At 49.0% G+C, this 19,040-nt stretch carries 18 protein-coding genes; 12 read left to right on the top strand and 6 right to left on the bottom strand.

Features of this window, described 5'->3' with window-relative positions; all coding sequences use genetic code 11:
- Positions 1-116: 116 nt before the first annotated feature.
- A complete protein-coding gene (gene dxs, locus IQ217_RS02030; protein ID WP_194018727.1) occupies positions 117-2,033 on the bottom strand; it encodes a 1-deoxy-D-xylulose-5-phosphate synthase in 1,917 nt (638 codons plus the stop codon).
- A gap of 235 nt (positions 2,034-2,268) precedes the next feature.
- Between dxs and IQ217_RS02035 the strand changes: the two genes are divergently transcribed.
- The 12 genes from IQ217_RS02035 to IQ217_RS02090 all read left to right on the top strand — a co-directional run bounded on the left by IQ217_RS02035 (position 2,269) and on the right by IQ217_RS02090 (position 12,425).
- The gene (locus IQ217_RS02035) at positions 2,269-2,616 is read left to right on the top strand and encodes a rubredoxin (protein WP_190598672.1); all 348 of its coding nucleotides are present in this window, start codon (positions 2,269-2,271) and stop codon (positions 2,614-2,616) included.
- 55 nt (positions 2,617-2,671) lie between these two features.
- On the top strand, positions 2,672-3,700 hold the full coding sequence (locus IQ217_RS02040; protein ID WP_190598671.1) for a photosynthesis system II assembly factor Ycf48: 1,029 nt from the start codon (positions 2,672-2,674) through the stop codon (positions 3,698-3,700).
- 84 nt (positions 3,701-3,784) lie between these two features.
- A complete protein-coding gene (psbE, locus tag IQ217_RS02045) occupies positions 3,785-4,030 on the top strand; it encodes a cytochrome b559 subunit alpha (RefSeq protein ID WP_010871721.1) in 246 nt (81 codons plus the stop codon).
- Positions 4,031-4,067: 37 nt separating this feature from the next.
- Positions 4,068-4,202, top strand: a complete 135-nt coding sequence (psbF, locus tag IQ217_RS02050) for a cytochrome b559 subunit beta (RefSeq protein ID WP_010871722.1) — start codon at positions 4,068-4,070, stop codon at positions 4,200-4,202.
- Between the two features lie 9 nt (positions 4,203-4,211).
- Entirely contained in the window at positions 4,212-4,331 is a 120-nt protein-coding gene (locus IQ217_RS02055) for a photosystem II reaction center protein PsbL (RefSeq protein WP_010871723.1), read from the top strand.
- Between the two features lie 32 nt (positions 4,332-4,363).
- Complete coding sequence (locus tag IQ217_RS02060) at positions 4,364-4,483, top strand: photosystem II reaction center protein J (RefSeq protein ID WP_010871724.1); 120 nt, start codon at positions 4,364-4,366, stop codon at positions 4,481-4,483.
- An 85-nt stretch (positions 4,484-4,568) separates the two neighbouring features.
- Positions 4,569-5,696, top strand: a complete 1,128-nt coding sequence (gene proB, locus IQ217_RS02065; RefSeq protein WP_194018787.1) for a glutamate 5-kinase — start codon at positions 4,569-4,571, stop codon at positions 5,694-5,696.
- 6 nt (positions 5,697-5,702) lie between these two features.
- Positions 5,703-6,581 carry a DUF2887 domain-containing protein gene (locus IQ217_RS02070; protein WP_194018728.1) on the top strand — a complete coding sequence of 293 codons (879 nt, stop codon included), beginning with the start codon at positions 5,703-5,705 and terminating at the stop codon, positions 6,579-6,581.
- Positions 6,582-6,991: 410 nt separating this feature from the next.
- Complete coding sequence (locus IQ217_RS02075; protein ID WP_194018729.1) at positions 6,992-9,022, top strand: sensor histidine kinase; 2,031 nt, start codon at positions 6,992-6,994, stop codon at positions 9,020-9,022.
- A 35-nt stretch (positions 9,023-9,057) separates the two neighbouring features.
- A complete protein-coding gene (cruG, locus tag IQ217_RS02080; protein WP_194018730.1) occupies positions 9,058-10,242 on the top strand; it encodes a 2'-O-glycosyltransferase CruG in 1,185 nt (394 codons plus the stop codon).
- Between the two features lie 131 nt (positions 10,243-10,373).
- Entirely contained in the window at positions 10,374-11,183 is an 810-nt protein-coding gene (gene mazG / locus IQ217_RS02085) for a nucleoside triphosphate pyrophosphohydrolase (protein WP_194018731.1), read from the top strand.
- A gap of 162 nt (positions 11,184-11,345) precedes the next feature.
- Positions 11,346-12,425 carry a DUF2157 domain-containing protein gene (locus IQ217_RS02090; RefSeq protein WP_228023881.1) on the top strand — a complete coding sequence of 360 codons (1,080 nt, stop codon included), beginning with the start codon at positions 11,346-11,348 and terminating at the stop codon, positions 12,423-12,425.
- Positions 12,426-12,664: 239 nt separating this feature from the next.
- Here the strand turns inward: IQ217_RS02090 and IQ217_RS02095 are convergent, their stop codons facing one another.
- From IQ217_RS02095 to ftsH1, 5 genes are all read right to left on the bottom strand, one after another.
- On the bottom strand, positions 12,665-13,753 hold the full coding sequence (locus IQ217_RS02095; protein ID WP_194018733.1) for a calcium/sodium antiporter: 1,089 nt from the start codon (positions 13,751-13,753) through the stop codon (positions 12,665-12,667).
- Positions 13,754-14,132: 379 nt separating this feature from the next.
- A complete protein-coding gene (feoB, locus tag IQ217_RS02100; RefSeq protein WP_194018734.1) occupies positions 14,133-15,983 on the bottom strand; it encodes a ferrous iron transport protein B in 1,851 nt (616 codons plus the stop codon).
- Positions 15,984-15,990: 7 nt separating this feature from the next.
- Positions 15,991-16,230, bottom strand: coding sequence for a FeoA family protein (locus IQ217_RS02105; protein WP_190598665.1), 240 nt, complete (start codon positions 16,228-16,230; stop codon positions 15,991-15,993).
- Positions 16,231-16,474: 244 nt separating this feature from the next.
- Positions 16,475-16,945 (bottom strand): hypothetical protein, encoded by a 471-nt coding sequence (locus IQ217_RS02110; protein WP_194018735.1) that lies wholly within the window; start codon positions 16,943-16,945, stop codon positions 16,475-16,477.
- A 14-nt stretch (positions 16,946-16,959) separates the two neighbouring features.
- Positions 16,960-18,957 (bottom strand): ATP-dependent zinc metalloprotease FtsH1, encoded by a 1,998-nt coding sequence (gene ftsH1 / locus IQ217_RS02115; RefSeq protein ID WP_190598662.1) that lies wholly within the window; start codon positions 18,955-18,957, stop codon positions 16,960-16,962.
- Between the last annotated feature and the right edge of the window lie 83 nt (positions 18,958-19,040).

Genomic DNA, 19,040 nt, shown 5'->3' on the forward strand with positions numbered 1-19,040 from the left:
TCCCCCAATATTGCCGGAGCTTTAGAGGGCAAACTGAAACTTGGAAAATAAAAACTGAGGGGAGCGTCGGAATAACCGTTGACTCCCCTTGGCGAGTGCATTGCAACTTTTCTTGCCTAACTAACCCCATGGGCCACCGCTGATTCCGCTTTGAAGAGGGAAGCCATAATGTCCGCCGCCATCTGCGCTGGGGTTAAGCCAAGATCCACTGTCGATTGCTCCGGAGTGGCATGGTCCACCAGCATGTCGGGCACCCCTAGACGCTTCAAAGGTACGAGCACATTGTTATCCATCAAGGCCTCCGCCACCGCTGAGCCAAAGCCCCCCATCAAACAACCTTCTTCCATGGTTACCACTTTGCCAATGCGCTGGGCCAAGGGCAAAATTAGTTCCGTATCCATGGGTTTAACAAAGCGGGCATTAACCACCGTCGCTTCAATGCCATGTTCGTGGAGCAATTCTGCTGTTTGCAGAGCCGGATACACCATGGAGCCATAGCCCAGCAATAACACATCGTCCCCAGACCGGAGAATTTCCCCCTTGCCGATTTCCAGCGACTCCCAACCTTCCTCCATCAGGGGCACTCCAATACCATTACCCCGGGGATAACGCATGGCGATCGCCCCATCGGTGTAGTCAACACCCGTGACCAACATTTGCTGTAGCTCTGCCTCATCCTTAGGAGCCATGATCACCAAATTGGGGATGCAGCGGAGATAGGCAATGTCATACATCCCTTGGTGGGTAGGGCCATCGGCCCCCACAATGCCCGCCCGGTCTAGGCAGAAAAACACCGGTAATTTTTGGATGCAAACGTCGTGGATAATCTGGTCATAACCCCGCTGCAAAAAGGTGGAATAGATGGCTACCACCGGACGCATTCCTTCACAGGCCATGCCTGCGGCTAAAGTAACGGCATGTTGTTCGGCAATGCCCACATCCACATACTGTTTGGGGAGCTTGGCCTGGAGTTTATCCAACCCTGTCCCCGTCGCCATGGCCGCCGTGATACCGACAATGTGGGGATTTTCTTTAGCTAGGGTGGTTAACGTGTGGGCAAAAACCTTGGAATAACTGGGGGGTTTAGGCTTGCTGGAGGGGTAGGCCTTCCCAGTGGAAAGATTAAAGGGACTTTGGGCGTGGTAACCCACCTGGTCTTTTTCTGCCAGGTCATAGCCCTTACCTTTAGTGGTGGAAACATGGACAAATACCGGGCCTTGTACTTTTTCCGCTTGCTTAAATGTGTCGATTAATTCCTGCAAATTGTGACCATCAATGGGGCCAAAATATTTGAAGCCCAACTCTTCAATCACCGCCCCCACCTTGGGCACCACTAGCCGCTTCATTCCTTCCTTAACCCGTTCCATTTCTGGGGTGAGGGAATCGCCAAGGAAAGGCAAATGTTTAATTTGTTCCTCCAGATTGTCCGTTAGAAATTGCATCGGACTGCTGAGGCGCACCTTGTTTAAGTAACGGGAAATGGCTCCCACATTGGGGGAAATGGACATTTCGTTATCGTTGAGCACCACCATTAACTTGGTGTGGGGTAAATGCCCCGCATGGTTAATTGCTTCCAGGGCCATGCCTCCGGTCAAAGCGCCGTCGCCAATGATGGAAACTACCTTGAAGTCTTCCCCTTTGGCATCCCGGGCTAGGGCCATGCCCAAGCCAGCAGAAATACTAGTGGAAGCGTGGCCAGCCCCAAAATGGTCAAAACGACTTTCGGAGCGTTTCAGGTAACCAGCCACCCCATCTTTCTGCCGCAGGGTGTGGAAATCGTGGTAACGTCCCGTCAACATTTTGTGGGGATAGGCTTGGTGTCCCACATCCCAAATCACCCGGTCTTTGTCCAAATCCAGAGTGGAGTAAAGCGCCACTGTCAGTTCCACCACTCCTAACCCTGGCCCCAAATGACCACCGCTGGTGGCCACAGTTTGCAAATGCTTTTCTCGGATCTGCCGGGAGACTTCCTCCAGCTCACGGATGGATAAACCCTTTAACTGGTTAGGGTGGGTCAGTTCGCTTATGTGCATGGTGGATTGGGACTAACGATGGCTAGATTGTGGAACTTTTTTCAGACTTCTCACACTTTAACCCATTGGGTGAAGGGAAGTTAGTGGTGAAAACTCCGGTCATGGCCTGGACAAAATATCCAATGAACCAATAATCAATCGCCATTGACAAGGCTGGGGAAAAGGGTAGCGAAGATGTCATAATTTTTAACAAAGATTACTAAAGATTTCCCCCCAGTTCCCTGCGGTAGTAGCCATGAGTGAGCGTCCCCCCGAAAAGACCCTGGCGGAGTTGGCATCCCCAAACCATGAATGCCGGGCCTGCGGCTATGTTTACATTCCCAGCCAAGGGGATCAAAAGACCAATATCTCTCCCGGTACTCCCTTTGAAGCCTTGCCTCTTAATTGGAAATGTCCAGTGTGTGGTGCCCCGCGCAACTACTTTATGAGCACGGGGGAAACCGATGCTCCCTCTGGTTTTGCCGAGAACCTTAACTACGGTTTTGGTTTTAACCGTATGAGCGGTGGCAAAAAGAATTTGCTGATTTTTGGTAGTCTTTTTGTCATTTTCCTATTTTTCCTGAGCCTTTACGGCATGGGATAAGGCTTAAATTTTCCCTCTGAGCCCTTGCTGTACTCCTTGATTATCTCTGTTCACAATGCCTTTTAAATTCCCCAGTTTGAAGTTTGAGCGACTGAAGCAACTTGCCCTAGTGGCGGTCATTGCCGTTTTCTGTGTGAGCTGTAGCCATGTGCCGGATTTGGTATTCAATCCCTGGCAAGAAATTGTTTTAGAAACGGATTCTACCTTTGCGGATATTGCCTTCACGGAGGATGCCAACCATGGCTGGTTGGTGGGCACCAAGGAAACCATTTTCGAGACCACCGATGGCGGTGACACCTGGGAGCAAAAGTTGATTGATCTGGGGGAAGAAAAGGCTAGTTTTTCCGCCGTTAGTTTCTCTGGCAATGAGGGGTGGATCACTGGCAAGCCTTCCATTCTGCTCCACACCACCGATGGTGGCCAAACCTGGGCCCGCATTCCCCTGAGCGAAAAATTGCCCGGCGCTCCCTATAGCATTATTGCCCTGGGGTCCCAAACGGCGGAAATGATTACGGATTTGGGGGCCATCTATAAAACCACCAATGGGGGCAAAAACTGGAAGGCTTTGGTGGAAGGGGCCGTAGGAGTAGCCCGTACCATTCAACGATCGCCTGATGGCCGTTATGTAGCGGTGTCAGCCCGGGGTAATTTTTATTCCACCTGGGCTCCTGGGCAAACGGAATGGACTCCCCATAACCGGAATTCTTCGCGACGCTTGCAGACCATGGGCTATGGCAAGGACGGTCAACTATGGTTGTTAGCCCGGGGGGGACAACTCCAGTTCAGCACCGATCCCGATGCGGAAGAATGGAGTGATGTGATTGCGCCCCAAGATAAGGGTAGTTGGGGTCTGCTCGACTTATCCTTCCGTACCCCCGAAGAAGTGTGGGTGGCGGGGGCTAGCGGTAACCTGTTGATGAGTCAGGACGGCGGACAAACCTGGGCTAAGGACACTGGGGTGGAGGATATTCCCGCCAATCTTTATCGGGTGGTGTTCCTCAGTCCGGAAAAAGGATTTGTGCTGGGACAGGACGGGATTTTGCTCAAATATAACCCCAGCGCCGAGGTGGCTATGGTTCCCTAGGCGGCTCACAAATAGTAGACTAGACTCTAATTGCTTTGCATTTGTCAGTCAATGTTGTTTTGAAAAATTGAAGGAGAACACAAAATGTCAGGGACTACCGGTGAGCGTCCATTTTCCGATATTGTCACCAGCATTCGCTATTGGGTGATCCACAGCATCACCATTCCGATGTTGTTCATTGCTGGTTGGTTGTTTGTCAGCACGGGCTTAGCCTACGATGCTTTCGGCACTCCCCGCCCCGATGAATATTTCACCCAGACCCGTCAAGAGTTGCCCATTCTCCAGGAACGCTACGACATTAATCAGGAAATTCAAGAGTTTAATCAATAAAACATTTAATTGTTCTTTTTTTAGTTGGTAATTAACAATGGCAACCCAAAATCCTAATCAACCGGTTACTTATCCCATTTTTACGGTGCGCTGGCTGGCGGTTCACACCCTGGCGGTGCCCTCTGTCTTCTTTGTCGGGGCGATCGCCGCGATGCAATTTATTCAACGCTAGGAGTTTTCCATGGACAGAAATTCAAACCCAAACCGCCAACCGGTGGAATTGAATCGTACTTCTTTATACCTGGGTCTATTGTTGGTGGCTGTGTTGGGGATTTTATTCTCCAGCTATTTCTTTAACTAAACTTTTTTAATACGCAATTTAGGAGGCATGGTATGTTCGCAGAAGGCAGAATCCCTTTGTGGGTGGTGGGTGTAGTGGCTGGTATTGGAGCCATTGGTGTCCTAGGTTTATTTTTCTACGGAGCCTATGCTGGTTTAGGTTCTTCCATGTAATCGAGGGCTAGCCGCCACACAATATCATGGTTTTTAAGGTGGGCTTGGCCCACTTTTTTTATGGCAATTTTTCCTCCCAAAATAGATAACAATGGCAATGCAACCCCAAACTTTGGTGATTAAAATTGGTACCTCCAGCCTAGCTCGCCCGGAAACGGGCCAGTTGGCCCTGTCCACCATTGCCGCTTTGGTGGAAACTTTATGCAAGTTAATCAACCAAGGTCATCGGGTGGTGCTAGTCTCCTCCGGGGCCGTGGGGGTGGGATGCAGTCGTTTGGGTTTAACGGAAAGACCGAAAAAAATGGCCTTTAAACAGGCGATCGCCGCAGTAGGCCAAGGCAGATTAATGCGGACCTATGATGATCTTTTTAGTAGTCTTCAGCAACCCATTGCCCAAATTTTGCTCACCAGGCGGGAATTAATTGAGCGCACCGCCTACGTCAACGCCTACAACACGTTCCAAGCTCTGTTTGAGTTGGGGATAATTGCCATTGTCAATGAAAACGACACAGTGGCGATCGATGAACTGAAATTTGGTGATAATGATACCCTATCGGCTTTAGTGGCCAGCTTGGTGGAGGCGGATTGGCTATTTTTGCTCACCGACGTTGACCGCCTTTATTCCAGTGATCCCCGCTTAGATCCCCAAGCCTATCCCATTCCCCTGGTGAAAGCGACGGAATTGGCCCAACTGCAAGTCCGCACCGATAGCACTGGTTCTGCCTGGGGGACCGGCGGCATGGCCACCAAAATCACCGCCGCCCGCATTGCCACGGGGTCCGGGGTCCGCACCGTCATTACCCATGGCCAAAAACCTGAGCAAATTCTAGCCATCCTCCAGGGAGCTGATTTAGGTACCCAGTTTGAAGCCCAGCCCCGCTCCGACAATGCCCGCAAACGTTGGATCGCCTATGGTTTAGTGCCCACTGGGAAAATTTTTATTGACGCTGGGGCAGTACAGGCCCTCAAAGCAAGGGGCAAGTCCCTATTGGCGATCGGGGTCATTGCCATGGAAGGAGAATTTAGCGCCACCGATGCCGTGGTGATTTGTGATCCCCAGGGGCAGGAACTGGGAAGAGGGTTAATTAACTACAACTGCAACGAGCTAGAAAAAATCAAAGGACTCCACTCCGAGGCGATCGCCGCAGTGTTGGGTTACATAGGTCCAGAAACAGTGATCCATCGAGATAATTTGGTACTACAAGAAAATTAGAAGAGTATGAAGACAGACAAATGGTTTTACGAATTATTTCTATCTCAACCCGGCATGTTGGCGGAATTAATTCCCGGTATTGAAGCAAGCTGGCAGTTTGCCTACAGTGCACCGGTGATTAAAGAAAGGGAATTTCGCCTGGATGGATTGTTCAAACCCTTGTCCAATAATCCTCTAATACCATTGGTGTTTGCAGAAGCCCAAATGCAGACAGATTTCACCTTTTACGGGCGATATTTTGCTGAAATATTCCTTTACTTGGAGCAATATCAGGTAAAAAATACCTGGCGAGGACTGTTAATTTTACAAAATCGAGAGCAGAAACTTGGTCCAGATTTGCCTTATGAAGATTTGTTAGAACAGCGCATAGCCAAGCTATATCTCAGCGATCTGCAGAATCAACAAGGGTTGCAATCTAATTTCGCCCTGCTACAACTGCTAGTGTTGGACCAAGAAGCAAGCGCAAACGTTGGTAAAAGAATTTTGCACGAAGCGGAGACAGAAGCTGAATTTCAACGCCGACTAACTTTGATCGAGGCTATACTGGCCAATAAATTTCCAGATTTGACCAAGGAAGCCATCATGCAAATATTAGACTTGAAGAAAACGGATATTACCCAGTCCCGCTTTTATCAAGAAATTATCCAAGAAGGACTCCAAGAAGGTCATGAGAAGGGTCGCCAGGAGGGTCGCCAGGAGGGTCGTCAAAATGAAGCCTTGATCCTAGTGTTGCGCCTATTAAACCGTCGTCTGGGTAGACTGCCAGTAGTTCAGGTGGAGCGAATCCAGAAACTATCGATCGCTGAGTTGGAAGATTTGGGGGAAGCATTGTTGGATTTTACGGAGACGACCGACCTAGAAGTGTATTTAGAAAAGTTGGGATAATGCTCAAAAATTGGTGGCGATCAGCTAGAGTAATGAGTTATTGAAATCCTGATGTAGTCTGGCATTGTGCCCATTGGACTGCGGAAGATAAAGTTTTGTAAATCAAGAAAAAGTATCTGGTTTTAACCCTTCCTAAGCAATTAGACTTAAGGAAGAACATGGTTCAGGTATGGAATTTTTTGGTCTAAAAACTGAAGTTTCTAGGAGTGCGATTTAAAAAGCCGTTATCCGACCCAGCTACCCTGGCAAATATTGCGAATTAGTCCCTAACGAGTCTCAAAAAGAACCGTATTTCGCAACTGACAAGCTTTAGGGAATTGCTTTGACCAGATTTAAAACAGTTTTTACTACCTCGAAAAAACCAGTTTCTGCCACTCGAAAATTCTGCCTTAAATTTGGGCGTTAAAACTATGTCCGCTTTTTTGCTCGGTTCTGAACCAGAGGGATTTTTACAGAAAGTGGCCGGAGTAATTCCGGGCTGGTTGTATGGTTTTGTGCAACGTAGCGATGATTCCATTGCCTTCACCTATATCAGCTCCCAAATTGAGGTTGTGCACGAAGTCTCTGCCACTGCCGTGTTGGCCGATGCCGAGATACTCCTGCGGCAGATCCATCCTGACGACTGGCTCCACTACCGCCAAACCCTGGCCTACAGCCGAGCTACCCTAGAACCATTATTTTTAGAATGGCGCATCATTACCCCTTCAGGGAAGCTTAAATATTTACGGACTAACTCTCAACCAGAAAGGTTGCCCAATCAAGATACCTTTTGGTACGGCATGGTCTTGGACATTACAGCAGAAAAGCAGAGCCAAGAAGAATTAATCCAATTAAATAATGATCTCCAAGAAAGCGAACAAAGATTTCGTCTAGCCTTTGAAAATGCTAACGTTGGTGTGTGTTTGGTAAATCTTGAAGGCAACTTAATCAAGGTAAACCAAAAAATGGCGGATATATTTGGCTACACTCCGGAGCAAATGCAATCCATGAATGTCAATGATTTGACAGTTCCGGAAGACAAAAGTTTGAGTACAAAGGTAATGAATGAAGCCATTCACCAACATGTGAATTTTGCTACTTTTAAAAAACGCTATATTCATAGTCAGGGACATATCATTTATGGGGAAGTTTGCACTTCTTTGGTGCGGGATATAAATTGCCAGCCATTATATTTTATTTCCCATGTTCAGGATATTAGTCAACGCATTGAAGATGAGAAAAAAATAACTCAATCTAGGGACGAAATCCAAAAAATTAATCAGCAATTGGAAGAGAGGGTCAAACTTAGAACGATAGAAGTTTATGAACAACAACAACTCCTACAACTTTATTTTGACCAGTCTATTATTGGCATGGCCATAGTATCCGTTGATAAATTTTGCTGTAATGTGAATCAAAAATTTTCGGAAATAGTGGGCTATTCCCCTGAAGAGTTGCGGATCAAAACCTGGGCAGAAATTACTCATCCCGATGACATAGAGTTGGACCTAGGTAATTATCAACGTGTATTAGACGGAGAAATAGATGGTTACCAAATTGATAAGCGCTACATCCATAAAAATGGCCATGCTGTTTACGCTAATCTCGGGGTCCAGGCTCATCGTCGTCCCGATGGTAGTTTGAACTTTTGCGTGGTGATGATCCAAGACATTGGCGATCGTAAGGCTATGGAAAACAGCATCTCTTTGGCTTTGCAGCGGGAAAAGGAGCTAAATGAACTGCGTTCTCAATTCATTACTTCCATCTCTCATCAGTTTCGTACCCCTTTAACAACCATTGCCTGTGCCGCTTCAATTATGGAAAAGTTCCAGGGAAAAATTACCAGGGAAAAACAAGGTCAATATCTACATTCAATTCTCAAAAGCGTTAAATACATTGATGAGTTAATCAATGACATCACCACAATTAACCTTAATACCGAAGAAGTAGAGCCTATGGTGATCGATGGAGACTTAATTGATTTTTGTCACGAGTTAATTGATAAAATTGAATATCTCTATGCACCATACAAAATCAATTTTCATCCTGACTTAGCCATAGGCTCAAATACAGAATGTGAGCAAGTAATAGTGAGATTTGATCCTGTATTACTAGCGCCAATTTTGAATCATTTACTGACTAACGGGATTAAGTATTCCCCCACCAATTTCACCATTGATTTTCATCTGCGAGAATCTCCCCAGGAAATAATTTTTGATGTTTTAGATTATGGCATCGGCATCCCGAAAACAGATTTCGAAAAAATTTTCGAGCCATTTCAGCGGGGTTCCAACGTGGGGCATATTGCCGGCATTGGCATTGGTTTGACGATCGCCAGAAAATTGGTAACCTTCTATGGGGGTAAAATCGAGATCCAAAGTGAGCTAGGGGAGGGCACCAGGGTGTCTTTATCCATTCCTAAATGGCCCTTTACCAATATCCCATGGGACTCTCCAGCCTGACGGTTGTAGAAAAACTATTAATCTTTTCGGAAATAATGCTGATCATTGCCATACTTTGCCTGGGGTTGTTAGTGTCCCAGGGGGTAGCCAGTTTAATTTTGCTCAGTCGTTTGGCCAAAGGAGCACGGCGGCGATCGCCATTGACACCAGTATTTCTGCCGGAAGACGGGGTTCGCAATGTCTCGGTAGTGGTGCCTACGTTGAATGAGGCAGCCCGGGTAACTCCGTGTTTAGTGGGTTTGGCACAACAGGGGCCACCGTTAAGGGAAATTTTAGTGGTGGATAGTCGTTCCACCGATGGCACCCAGGCGGTGGTGCAAGCTAGGCAAAAAGATAATCCCCGTTTGCAACTGCTGACCGATGATCCTTTGCCGGATAACTGGGTGGGGCGACCCTGGGCCTTGAACTATGGTTTTAGGCAGAGTGATGCCGCTAGCGAGTGGATTTTGGGCATTGATGCCGATACCCAACCCCAACCGGGGCTAGTGGCCAGCGTGGTGCAGGCAGCGGAAGAAGAGGGTTACGACATACTTTCCCTGTCGCCTCAATTTATTTTGCAATCCCCTGGGGAATGGTGGCTGCAACCGGCTTTGCTGATGACTTTGCTCTATCGCTTTGAGTCCGCTGGGGTGAGGCAACAGGCACCGGAAACGGTGATGGCCAATGGTCAATGTTTTCTCTGTCGGCGATCGGTGCTGGAGGCCTTGCAGGGTTATGAACTGGCGGCCCGCTCCTTTTGTGATGATGTGACCTTAGCTAGGGCGGCGGCCCAACGGGGTTATCGGGTGGGCTTTTTAGATGGCGCCAATTTAATCCGGGTGAGAATGTACGAAGGGATTGGTGAAACCTGGCGAGAATGGGGGCGATCGCTCGATCTCAAAGATGCCACGGTGCCGGCCCGGTTATGGGCAGAGGTGATTTTTCTGCTATTGGTGCAGGGTTTGCCCATTTTGCTTTTTTCCCTGTTGTTGATGCTCTGGGGAGAAGACTTTGATTTTTTAACCCTCCGCTTGGCGATCGCCGTCAATGGCTTTTTACTCCTAATCCGTTGGGCTATGCTATGGGCAATTTATCCTTCCTATTACCGACCTTCGGGACAGGGGGCCTGGAGTTATTGGCTTTCTCCCCTGGCGGATCCGTTGGCAGTGGCCCGAATTATCATTTCCGCCTCCCAAACCCCCAAACAATGGCGGGGAAGGGTTTACCCCGGTGCGTCCTAGGATGGCTCAACTTCATCGGGAAAAATTGGCATTGCCGCAAACTTTGCCAACCCATGTAAACGTTTTGCCCCAATTAAAAATCATCTTCTGATTCCCCGTTGTACTGGCCAGATTAATTAATTGCTAATTTTATGGATGCCACTGCCCCCATTCTCCAAGCCCTAGAAAAATTAATTGCCGTAGTGGCCCAACTGCGATCGCCAGAGGGGGGATGCCCCTGGGATTTGGCCCAAACCCAACAAAGTTTAATTCCCTACGTGGTGGAAGAAGCCTACGAAGTAGTTCACGCTCTACAAGGCCAAGACCAAACGGCGATCGCCGAAGAGTTGGGGGATTTACTGCTCCAGGTGGTGCTCCAAGCCCAAGTTGCGCAAGATTTAGGCCACTTCAATTTGCAGCAGGTGGCAGAAGGCATTACCGCAAAGCTTATCCGTCGTCATCCCCATGTCTTTGCCGAGGTAACAGTTAGTAATGCCGAGGAAGTGAAAGCCAATTGGCAGGCAATTAAAGCAGAGGAAAAGGGTTTAAGCCCCGACCAACCAGAACTTTTAAGCTCCAAACTGGAACGCTATAACAGTACATTGCCCCCTCTGATGGCCAGTAGTAAAATTTCCCAGAAAGCGGCGGCGGTGGGCTTTGAATGGCCAGATATTGAAGGTGTCTGGGCTAAATTTAACGAAGAATTAACCGAGTTTAAACAGGCTTTGGCCACGACAGACAAAGAACATCAACAGGCAGAATTGGGAGATTTACTATTCACCCTCATTAACCTGGCTCGTTGGTACAAGTTGGACGCTTCCCTCGCCCTCCACGGCACAAATCAAAGATTTATTCAACGGCTGCAATTAATGGAAAAATTTGCCGATCGCCCGTTGGATAAATACAATCTGGAAGCATTGGAAACCCTATGGCAGAGGGCAAAAAAACAACTCAATCAATAAATTCACCCATTGCTCTGAGTTAAATTTTTCTAGTTCATTTCTAAGCAGATCGTTGTCGTTAATTTCTTCCAGTTCCAGAATTGCCCCGTTATCATCCCCTATCCCTGGCGATCGCCTGGTACGGTGAAAGTTCAGTGGCGAGCAATGGAGGAAAATTGGGGCATGAACATCACCAAAACAGACCTGGTCTGGGCGATAGAGCAAGGATACTTATCCGCCGAGCAAGCCGAACAATTATGGCAAGCCTGGACAGAACATAAAGGCCTCCTTGCCATGGAAGAAGAAAGGGAAAACAGTGATTCCCCACCGTTGCGATTCGACTTTGCCAACGTCGCTTTTTACTTTGGCGCCTTGATTGTAATTGTGGCCATGGTTTTCCTCGGTACCATTGTTTGGGATGCCCTGGGGGGATTTGGTCTATTCACCGTGGCGGTGGTGTATGCAGTGGGTTTAACCCTAGTGGGTCAATGGCTTTATTTCCAGCAAAAATTACCCGTTCCCGGCGGTTTATTAATTACCATCGCTGTGTGGATGACCCCCTTGGCCATTTATGGACTGCAACGGGGTTTTGGGTTAATTTCCCTTGATGATCCATCTGTGTACCGCAATTTATCCACCTGGTTAGTCAGCGGCCGTTTTCCCCTGGCCATGGGCACCATTATTGCCAGTTTATTGGCTTTACGCTTCATCCACTTTCCCTTCCTCACCTTTCCCCTCGCCTTTTGCCTCTGGTTCCTCTCCATTGATATTCCCCCCCTCATCTACGGAGAGACAGTCAGTTTCACTACCGCAGCCCACTTGACCCTAGGCTTTGGCATTGTTTGTTTGGCGATCGCCTATGGGGTGGATTTACGTTGGCGACGCAGCCGGGGAGATTACAGCTTTTGGCTCTACCTTTTTGGACTGATTAGTTTTTGGTTTAGTCTCTTAGCCACCGGGCAGGATACGGAATGGTACCGACTACTTTTTTGTCTAATCAATTTAGGTCTGATGGCTTTCTCAATTCTCCTTAAACGGCGACTATTTATGGTGTTTGGCGTCATTGGAGTGTTCGGCTACATCAGTTATCTCGCCTTCCAAGTCTTTGCCGATTCCCTCCTCTTCCCCTTTGCTCTCTCTGCCCTGGGCCTAGCCATCATTGCCGTTGGCGTACTGTACCAAAAACATTACCGTGTGGTGGAAGCCTATTTTGACAATCTACTCCCTCCCCAGTGGCGTAATTTTTTGCCCAGGGAGCGGTAGAGGTATCGCATTACCATCAATACAACCCCTATTATTTGCCTAACTCGGTAACGGGGACCGTCAGTTTTAGACTAGTTTTGATAACTTCTTTCAATAGTGCTCGTACTAACTACACCGTGGTGATCATGAACGAGGATTCGGTTGCCGGCAAAAGGATGTCCCCTTGGGGAATAAGGTGAAACCAATCATTAAAGTCCCGTTTTCTCGTCTCTCATTTCTGATGCCCCACGGGTTCCCCTTTACCCTTTGGAACGGCGCAGCTCTGGCCAGAGGGATAGGACTAGGGCAAAAATCGTTGCGGGCATGACCCCAAAAAGCAAAATCCTATTAAATAGGTCAATATTTGTATTTTGGGTGGCGCCCAACACAATGTAGGCGGTATAGGCAATGTAATAGGCTAAAAATAGGCACCCTTCCCACCGAGAAATTAAGCGACCACTAATGAATACAGGCAAACACACCAGCGCCACTGCACACATAACCGGCAAGTCGAATCGGATCGCTTCCGTCGATACCCGTATCCCTTCCGGTGATATGAGAGCGGAAAAACCCAACACCGCCAAAATATTAAAAATATTACTGCCAATCACATTACCTACTGCGATATCTCGCTCGCCGCGATAACTAGCCACCACCGATGTGGCTAACTCCGGCAAAGAAGTTCCAGCAGAAACCAGGGTTAAGCCAATAACTAACTCACTAATGCCAAAGGTTTTGGCGATCGCCACGGAACTGGACACTAATAATCGAGACCCGAATACCAATAGGCAGATTCCTCCTAGGATATAAACCACCTGGAGGGCGATTTGTTTACCTGTTTTGGGCACCGTCCCCCCAAATTCTTGGAGATATTCTTCTTCAACGGCGGGATTACGTTCCTTTTTGCTCTGGCGAATTAGAAATCCGGTGTACAAAATGGACCCTGTGGCAAAAATGGCCCCATCTACCCGGCTAATCAGCCCATCCAACCCGAACATCATGGCCAAGCCTGACACCCCAATCAAAATGGGTACATCCAAGCGAATCAATTGCTGATCCACGACCAGAGGAGTCACGATGGAACAGATACCCAGAATAAGCAAAACATTAAAAATGTTACTGCCTACCACGTTTCCCAGGGCAATGTCCGCCTGACCAGCAAGGGCCGATTGGAGACTCACCACCATTTCCGGCATACTGGTGCCATAGGCCACAATGGTCAACCCTATAATCAGGGGAGAAAGCCCCACCATTAAGGCGATGCGGGACGCCCCTTTTACTAAAACTTCCGCACCGACAACAAGAACGGTTAATCCGATCGCCAGACTAACCCAAGTTATCCAATTCATGCTGTTGTAGCTCCCGAGGGGTAAAAAAGACGGAAAAAAGGGTTTTGCCTAAAGGAAATGCACCGAGTGCGAAGGATCGGGTAGGAAAAACTTGGAATAGGTTCCCCCAAAGGGGTACAAACCATTATTCCCGAAGAAGGGCCCAATGGTTAAGGAGAATTTAGGCGGTGGCCAGGTTTTCTTTCGCAATGGCGATCTCCCTGAGGATGCTGGTAAGGTCAACGTGTTTGGAAAGTTTTATTCCGCTCCCTAAATCGACCCACTAAAGCTCTGGCAATACTGGGGGACTTTCATTCAGTTTCCCCCCAAATGGGCGGGGAAGGGGGCCTTTAAAACAGGTTCTAACAACGGTTGAGCATAAACATGGCAAAGAAAAAATTTATCCTCCCCAGCCGAGCCAGGAAAATCCTTGGTAGAAAATAAAGCTAAACAGCCAAGCTGTTATCAGGGGAATTACCACGGCAATAATGGTATAGACAAGGGATTTGCTTTCCCCCCAAATAGCGCCAAGGGTAGTAAGGCAAGGAATATAGATCAGACTAAATAGACAATAACTAAATCCCTGGGCAAAGGTCACCGTACTATGGATCTGATCAGAGACAGCGTCGGAATTATTGAGGCCGTAAATAACAGTTAGGGCTGCCACTTGAATTTCTTTGGCCACAAAACCAAAAATCAGGGAAACCGTTAAAAAGGGATTAATGCCCAAGGGATTCATTAACGGCTGGAAAAGACTGCCGATGCGGCCAGCAAAAGTGTCTAAACCCGTACTGCCTTCAGGAAAGCTGGTTAAAAACCAAATCAGGCTACTACCGATAATCATAAATATCGATAAACGGGCAACAAATTCTCGCATCTCTCCCCAGACTCGCAAAAATACTTGCTTGAAGGTGGGCAAGCGGTAGGGGGGTAATTCTAATACGAAGGGGTCCCGGGCTTGGAAGTAATGAAAACGACTTAATACGGAGGCGACGGTAAAGGCAGCCATAAAGCTCATCAAATATAGTAAAAATAGGGCGATCGCCCCTTGGGTACCGGGCATAACGGCGGCCAAGATAAAAACAAATACTTGCAGGCGGGCAGAGCAGAGAGAAAAGGGAATGACCAACATGGCCAGGAGTCGCATTCCCCGGCTACGCATCACCCTAGTACCCATAATGGCAGGGACGTTACAGCCAAACCCCATCATTTGCAAAACAAAGCTCCGACCATCTAGCCCCAATCGCCCCATGAGGGCGTCCATTAGGTAGGCAGCCCGGGAGAGGTAGCCACTGCCCTCTAAAATTCCCATGACCATGAAAAATATGGCCACCAAGGGTACAAAGGAGAGTAGGGCGGCAAACCCGGTCCAAATACCGTCCAAGAGCAGTTCTTGCAGGATAGTGGGTAGAGGGGAAAATAACGGCTCTAAGACATTGCTTTGCAACCAACCAGTGACTACATCCACAGGATCGGCACTGGGCAAACCCACATTCCAAATTACCCAAAACACGCCAAACATGGAGGCGAAGAAGAGGGGCAGACCAAACAAGGGATGGAGCATCACCCCGTCAATGGCATTGGTGAGGGTGCGGGCAGTGGGAGACGGCATCTGCACCACACCAGCCAGGGCCGTTTCCATATCGGCGATCGCCACGGGATGGTGGGAAAGAACATTAACCAGATCGGGAATTTGGTAGGCTTCCGGTTGCTGCGCCACAGCACGACCAATGGCATCCATGGCCCGGGGACAGCCGGTGCCGTATTTCGCACTGATGGGATAGAGGGGCAGACCAAGCCTTTCCTGGAGGGCGGCCACATCAATTTGCACTCCGTAGCGCTTAGCTTCGTCAGCTAGGTTTAAGAGGGCGATCGCCGGAATGCCCAGGGTTTGTACCTGAAGAAGAAGACGGATTTGCCGGTCAATTTGGGCTGCATTCACCACCACCACCACCAAGTTGACAGCATAGTCAACAAGGAAGCGTTGCACCACTCGTTCATCTTCGGAAAAGCCATTGAGGTCATAGATGCCCGGTAGATCGACAAACTCGATGGGTTCCCCCTGTAACGGCACCACCGCCCGGAATAGGTCCACCGTCAATCCTGGCCAGTTGGCGATCGCCGCATTGGCTTTGGTAATCCGGTTGAAGAAAGTGGATTTGCCCGTATTGGGCTGACCAATAAAAGCAATCCTTTTTTTCACACCGGGACGACTGGACTGGACTGACCCCCGCTGGCAATGACTTACCATAATCGCCCTACTCTCCTAAGGTAATCTGCACCAATTGGGCTTCACTGCGGCGCATGGCCACTTCGGTGGTACTGCCAATGCGGAGGTGGAGCGGTCCCCCCAAACCAGCCTTGCGGAGTAATTGAATCGGTTTATCAGGAATAATTCCCATTGCTTCTAGGCGATTAACCAAGCCCTGACCGTGATTTCCCAGTAAAATTTGCTCCACAAAAGCCACCTGGCCCACCGACAAATCCAATAACGTCATGGTTTTCCAAAAACTGCAAATAATTCTCAATTATTAAATTAGCACTGTTTGTTAAGAATAGATCTCAAAAATAATTGTGAGTATAATCACTTACCATTGATTAAACTCGATGCAAAGGATCAAAAAAATTAGGCCCAGGGTAGATGCTTGGGATGGCATTGCTGTGAACTAGAAAAAATATCCCCAACTATTTGGGAATCGAGCCTTGGGCTTTTAGTGGGTTAAGGGAAATCCCCGATGGCAGCTAGGATTCCAGTAAAACAGTACGACCATTTTGATTAGTGCGGTAAACCCAATTTTTTTCTCCCGATTGCACCGTCACCTGCCAACCTGGGGTCATCACTTGGGCGCACATTTGCCCTTCCTGGGCTAAACCAAGGCAACTGTCTGGCCAGGTTTTATTTTCTGAGGACTGGACTTGGAATGCACTGGTTGGTTCACCGGTACGTTGAGCGAGGTCAGCTATGATTTTGTCGGCGATCGCCTGGGGAAGCATGGGAGATGGGGAAGCTAAAGGACTAGGGGAAGGGGGTTGGTTGGCGATGGCGGAGGAGTTTTGCCCTGGGGGGGATAAACCCTGGTCGGCGTAGGCACAACCCTGGACTGGACCAATACTGAGCAAACTAAACAATAATAATGTGCCCAGAAATTTGCCGCCATTGGCAGATTTTCCCGGTTTTCTCGGTTGGGAATAGGTTAGATGGGGGTCGGACATTATGGAGATGGGGGCTACTTACCCGCTAAAGCAGGCTGTTTCTGAGATTTTTGATAACTTTCCACCAGTTGCCGAAAATGCTCTCCTTCAATGGTTTCTTGATCAATCAGGGCGTCCACCAATAAATCCATCAAATTGCGGTTGTCTTCGATGATGCGGGTGGCCCGTTGGTGGGCGGCGGTGACAATGGCTTGGATTTCCCGGTCAATGCGGGCGGCAATATCTTCGGAGTATTCCGATCTTTTACCCCAATCGCCACCGCTGTAATTACGATCGCCCTCTTCCTCTAACGCCACCAAGCCGAGGGAGGACATGCCTAGTTTCGTCACCATTTGTCGGGCTAGGTAGGTGATTTTTTCGATGTCATTACCGGCCCCGGTGGTCACCTCGTCGTCACCAAAAATAACTTCCTCCGCTACCCTGCCCCCCAACAATCCGGCGATGCGGGCAATCATTTGGTTGCGGGTCATGAGGCTTTGGTCTTCATCGGGGGTGAACCAGGTTAAACCTTGGGCTTGACCCCGGGGAATGAGGGTAACTTTTTCCACTGGATCATGGCCAGGACAGAGGGTACCAATTAAGGCATGGCCGACTTCGTGGTAGGCAATTAACCTTTTGCTTTTACTGTCCACCAAAGGAGTCCCTTCCATACCGGCCACTACCCGGTCAATGGCATCATTCACTTCCGCCATGGTGATGGCATCCTTGCGCCGCCGAGCAGTGAAAATGGCCGCTTCATTTAACACATTGGCTAAATCTGCCCCGGTGAATCCTGGAGTCCTGCGGGCGATCGCCGCTAACTGGACTTCTTCGTGCAATTTTTTATTTTGGGCGTGGATTGCCAAAATTAATTCCCTGCCCTGCACATCGGGATAATCCACTGTCACCTGGCGATCGAACCGTCCCGGCCGCAAAAGGGCCAAATCCAACACGTCGGGCCGGTTAGTGGCCGCAATGACAATGATGCCGCTATTACCTTCAAAGCCATCCATTTCCGTCAGCAATTGGTTGAGGGTCTGTTCCCGTTCATCGTTGCCGCCGCCGTAGCCCACGCCCCGTTGCCGACCCACCGCATCAATTTCATCGATAAAGACTAAGCAGGGGGCATTTTCCTTCGCTTTTTTGAATAAATCCCTCACTCGGGAAGCTCCCACCCCCACAAACATTTCCACAAATTCCGAACCGGAAATGCTGAAAAATGGCACCCCCGCCTCCCCGGCGATCGCCTTGGCCAATAAAGTTTTGCCCGTACCGGGAGGGCCGATGAGTAAAACGCCCCGGGGAATTTTGGCCCCAATGGCGGTAAATTTTTCCGGCTGCTTGAGGAAAGTCACCACTTCTTGCAATTCTTCCTTCGCTTCATCAATGCCGGCCACATCGTCAAAACCGACACCGGTTTTTGCTTCCATTTGGAACCGGGCCTTAGATTTGCCGAAACTCATGGCCTGCCCCGACGCATTGGCGGATCGACGCACCACCATCACCACCAAACCGATCAAAATAGCCACCACCAGCAAATTGGTCAATAGACCATACAGGGCCGAATTATCCGGGGTGCGGTTGATGTCTAAATCAATGGTTTCAGAACGACTGCGCAGGAGGTTGAGCAACTCTGGGTTATTGTCTAGCAACTGCACCGTTTGGGGCTTAGACCCTGGGGGCGCATCCTTGAGGGTTACGATCGCCTGGCGGCGGTTAGTGTCCACTTCCACCTTGGCCACCTGATTGGCCTTGATGGCATCGATCAACTGCCCATAGTTCATTTTGGGTTCAGCGGAACGGGAGGAGCCAGAGCCAAACAAGGAGCGGGGCTGAGTTTCTCCATTGCTGGAGCTAGGGGATTGGGGGGCACTAGGACTGGCCTTGGGTTGGGCCCCATCTCCCCCTTCCTGGGCCAGGGTGGATACTGGTAGAACTAGGGTGCCAGCTACCAGTAAACCCATCCCCAAACGGTGCCAAAAGCGGCTAGGGCTGGAGAAAAAATGGCGATCGGAACGGGGACGATGACTCATGGACGTTTTAAACTAAAAAATTCCAGCAGAGGGGAAAAACTCCAACCCCCATGATAGCTTGGGTCTTTGATTAACAAAATGTA

This window comes from Synechocystis salina LEGE 00031, assembly GCF_015207985.1.
GTDB lineage: Bacteria > Cyanobacteriota > Cyanobacteriia > Cyanobacteriales > Microcystaceae > Synechocystis > Synechocystis salina.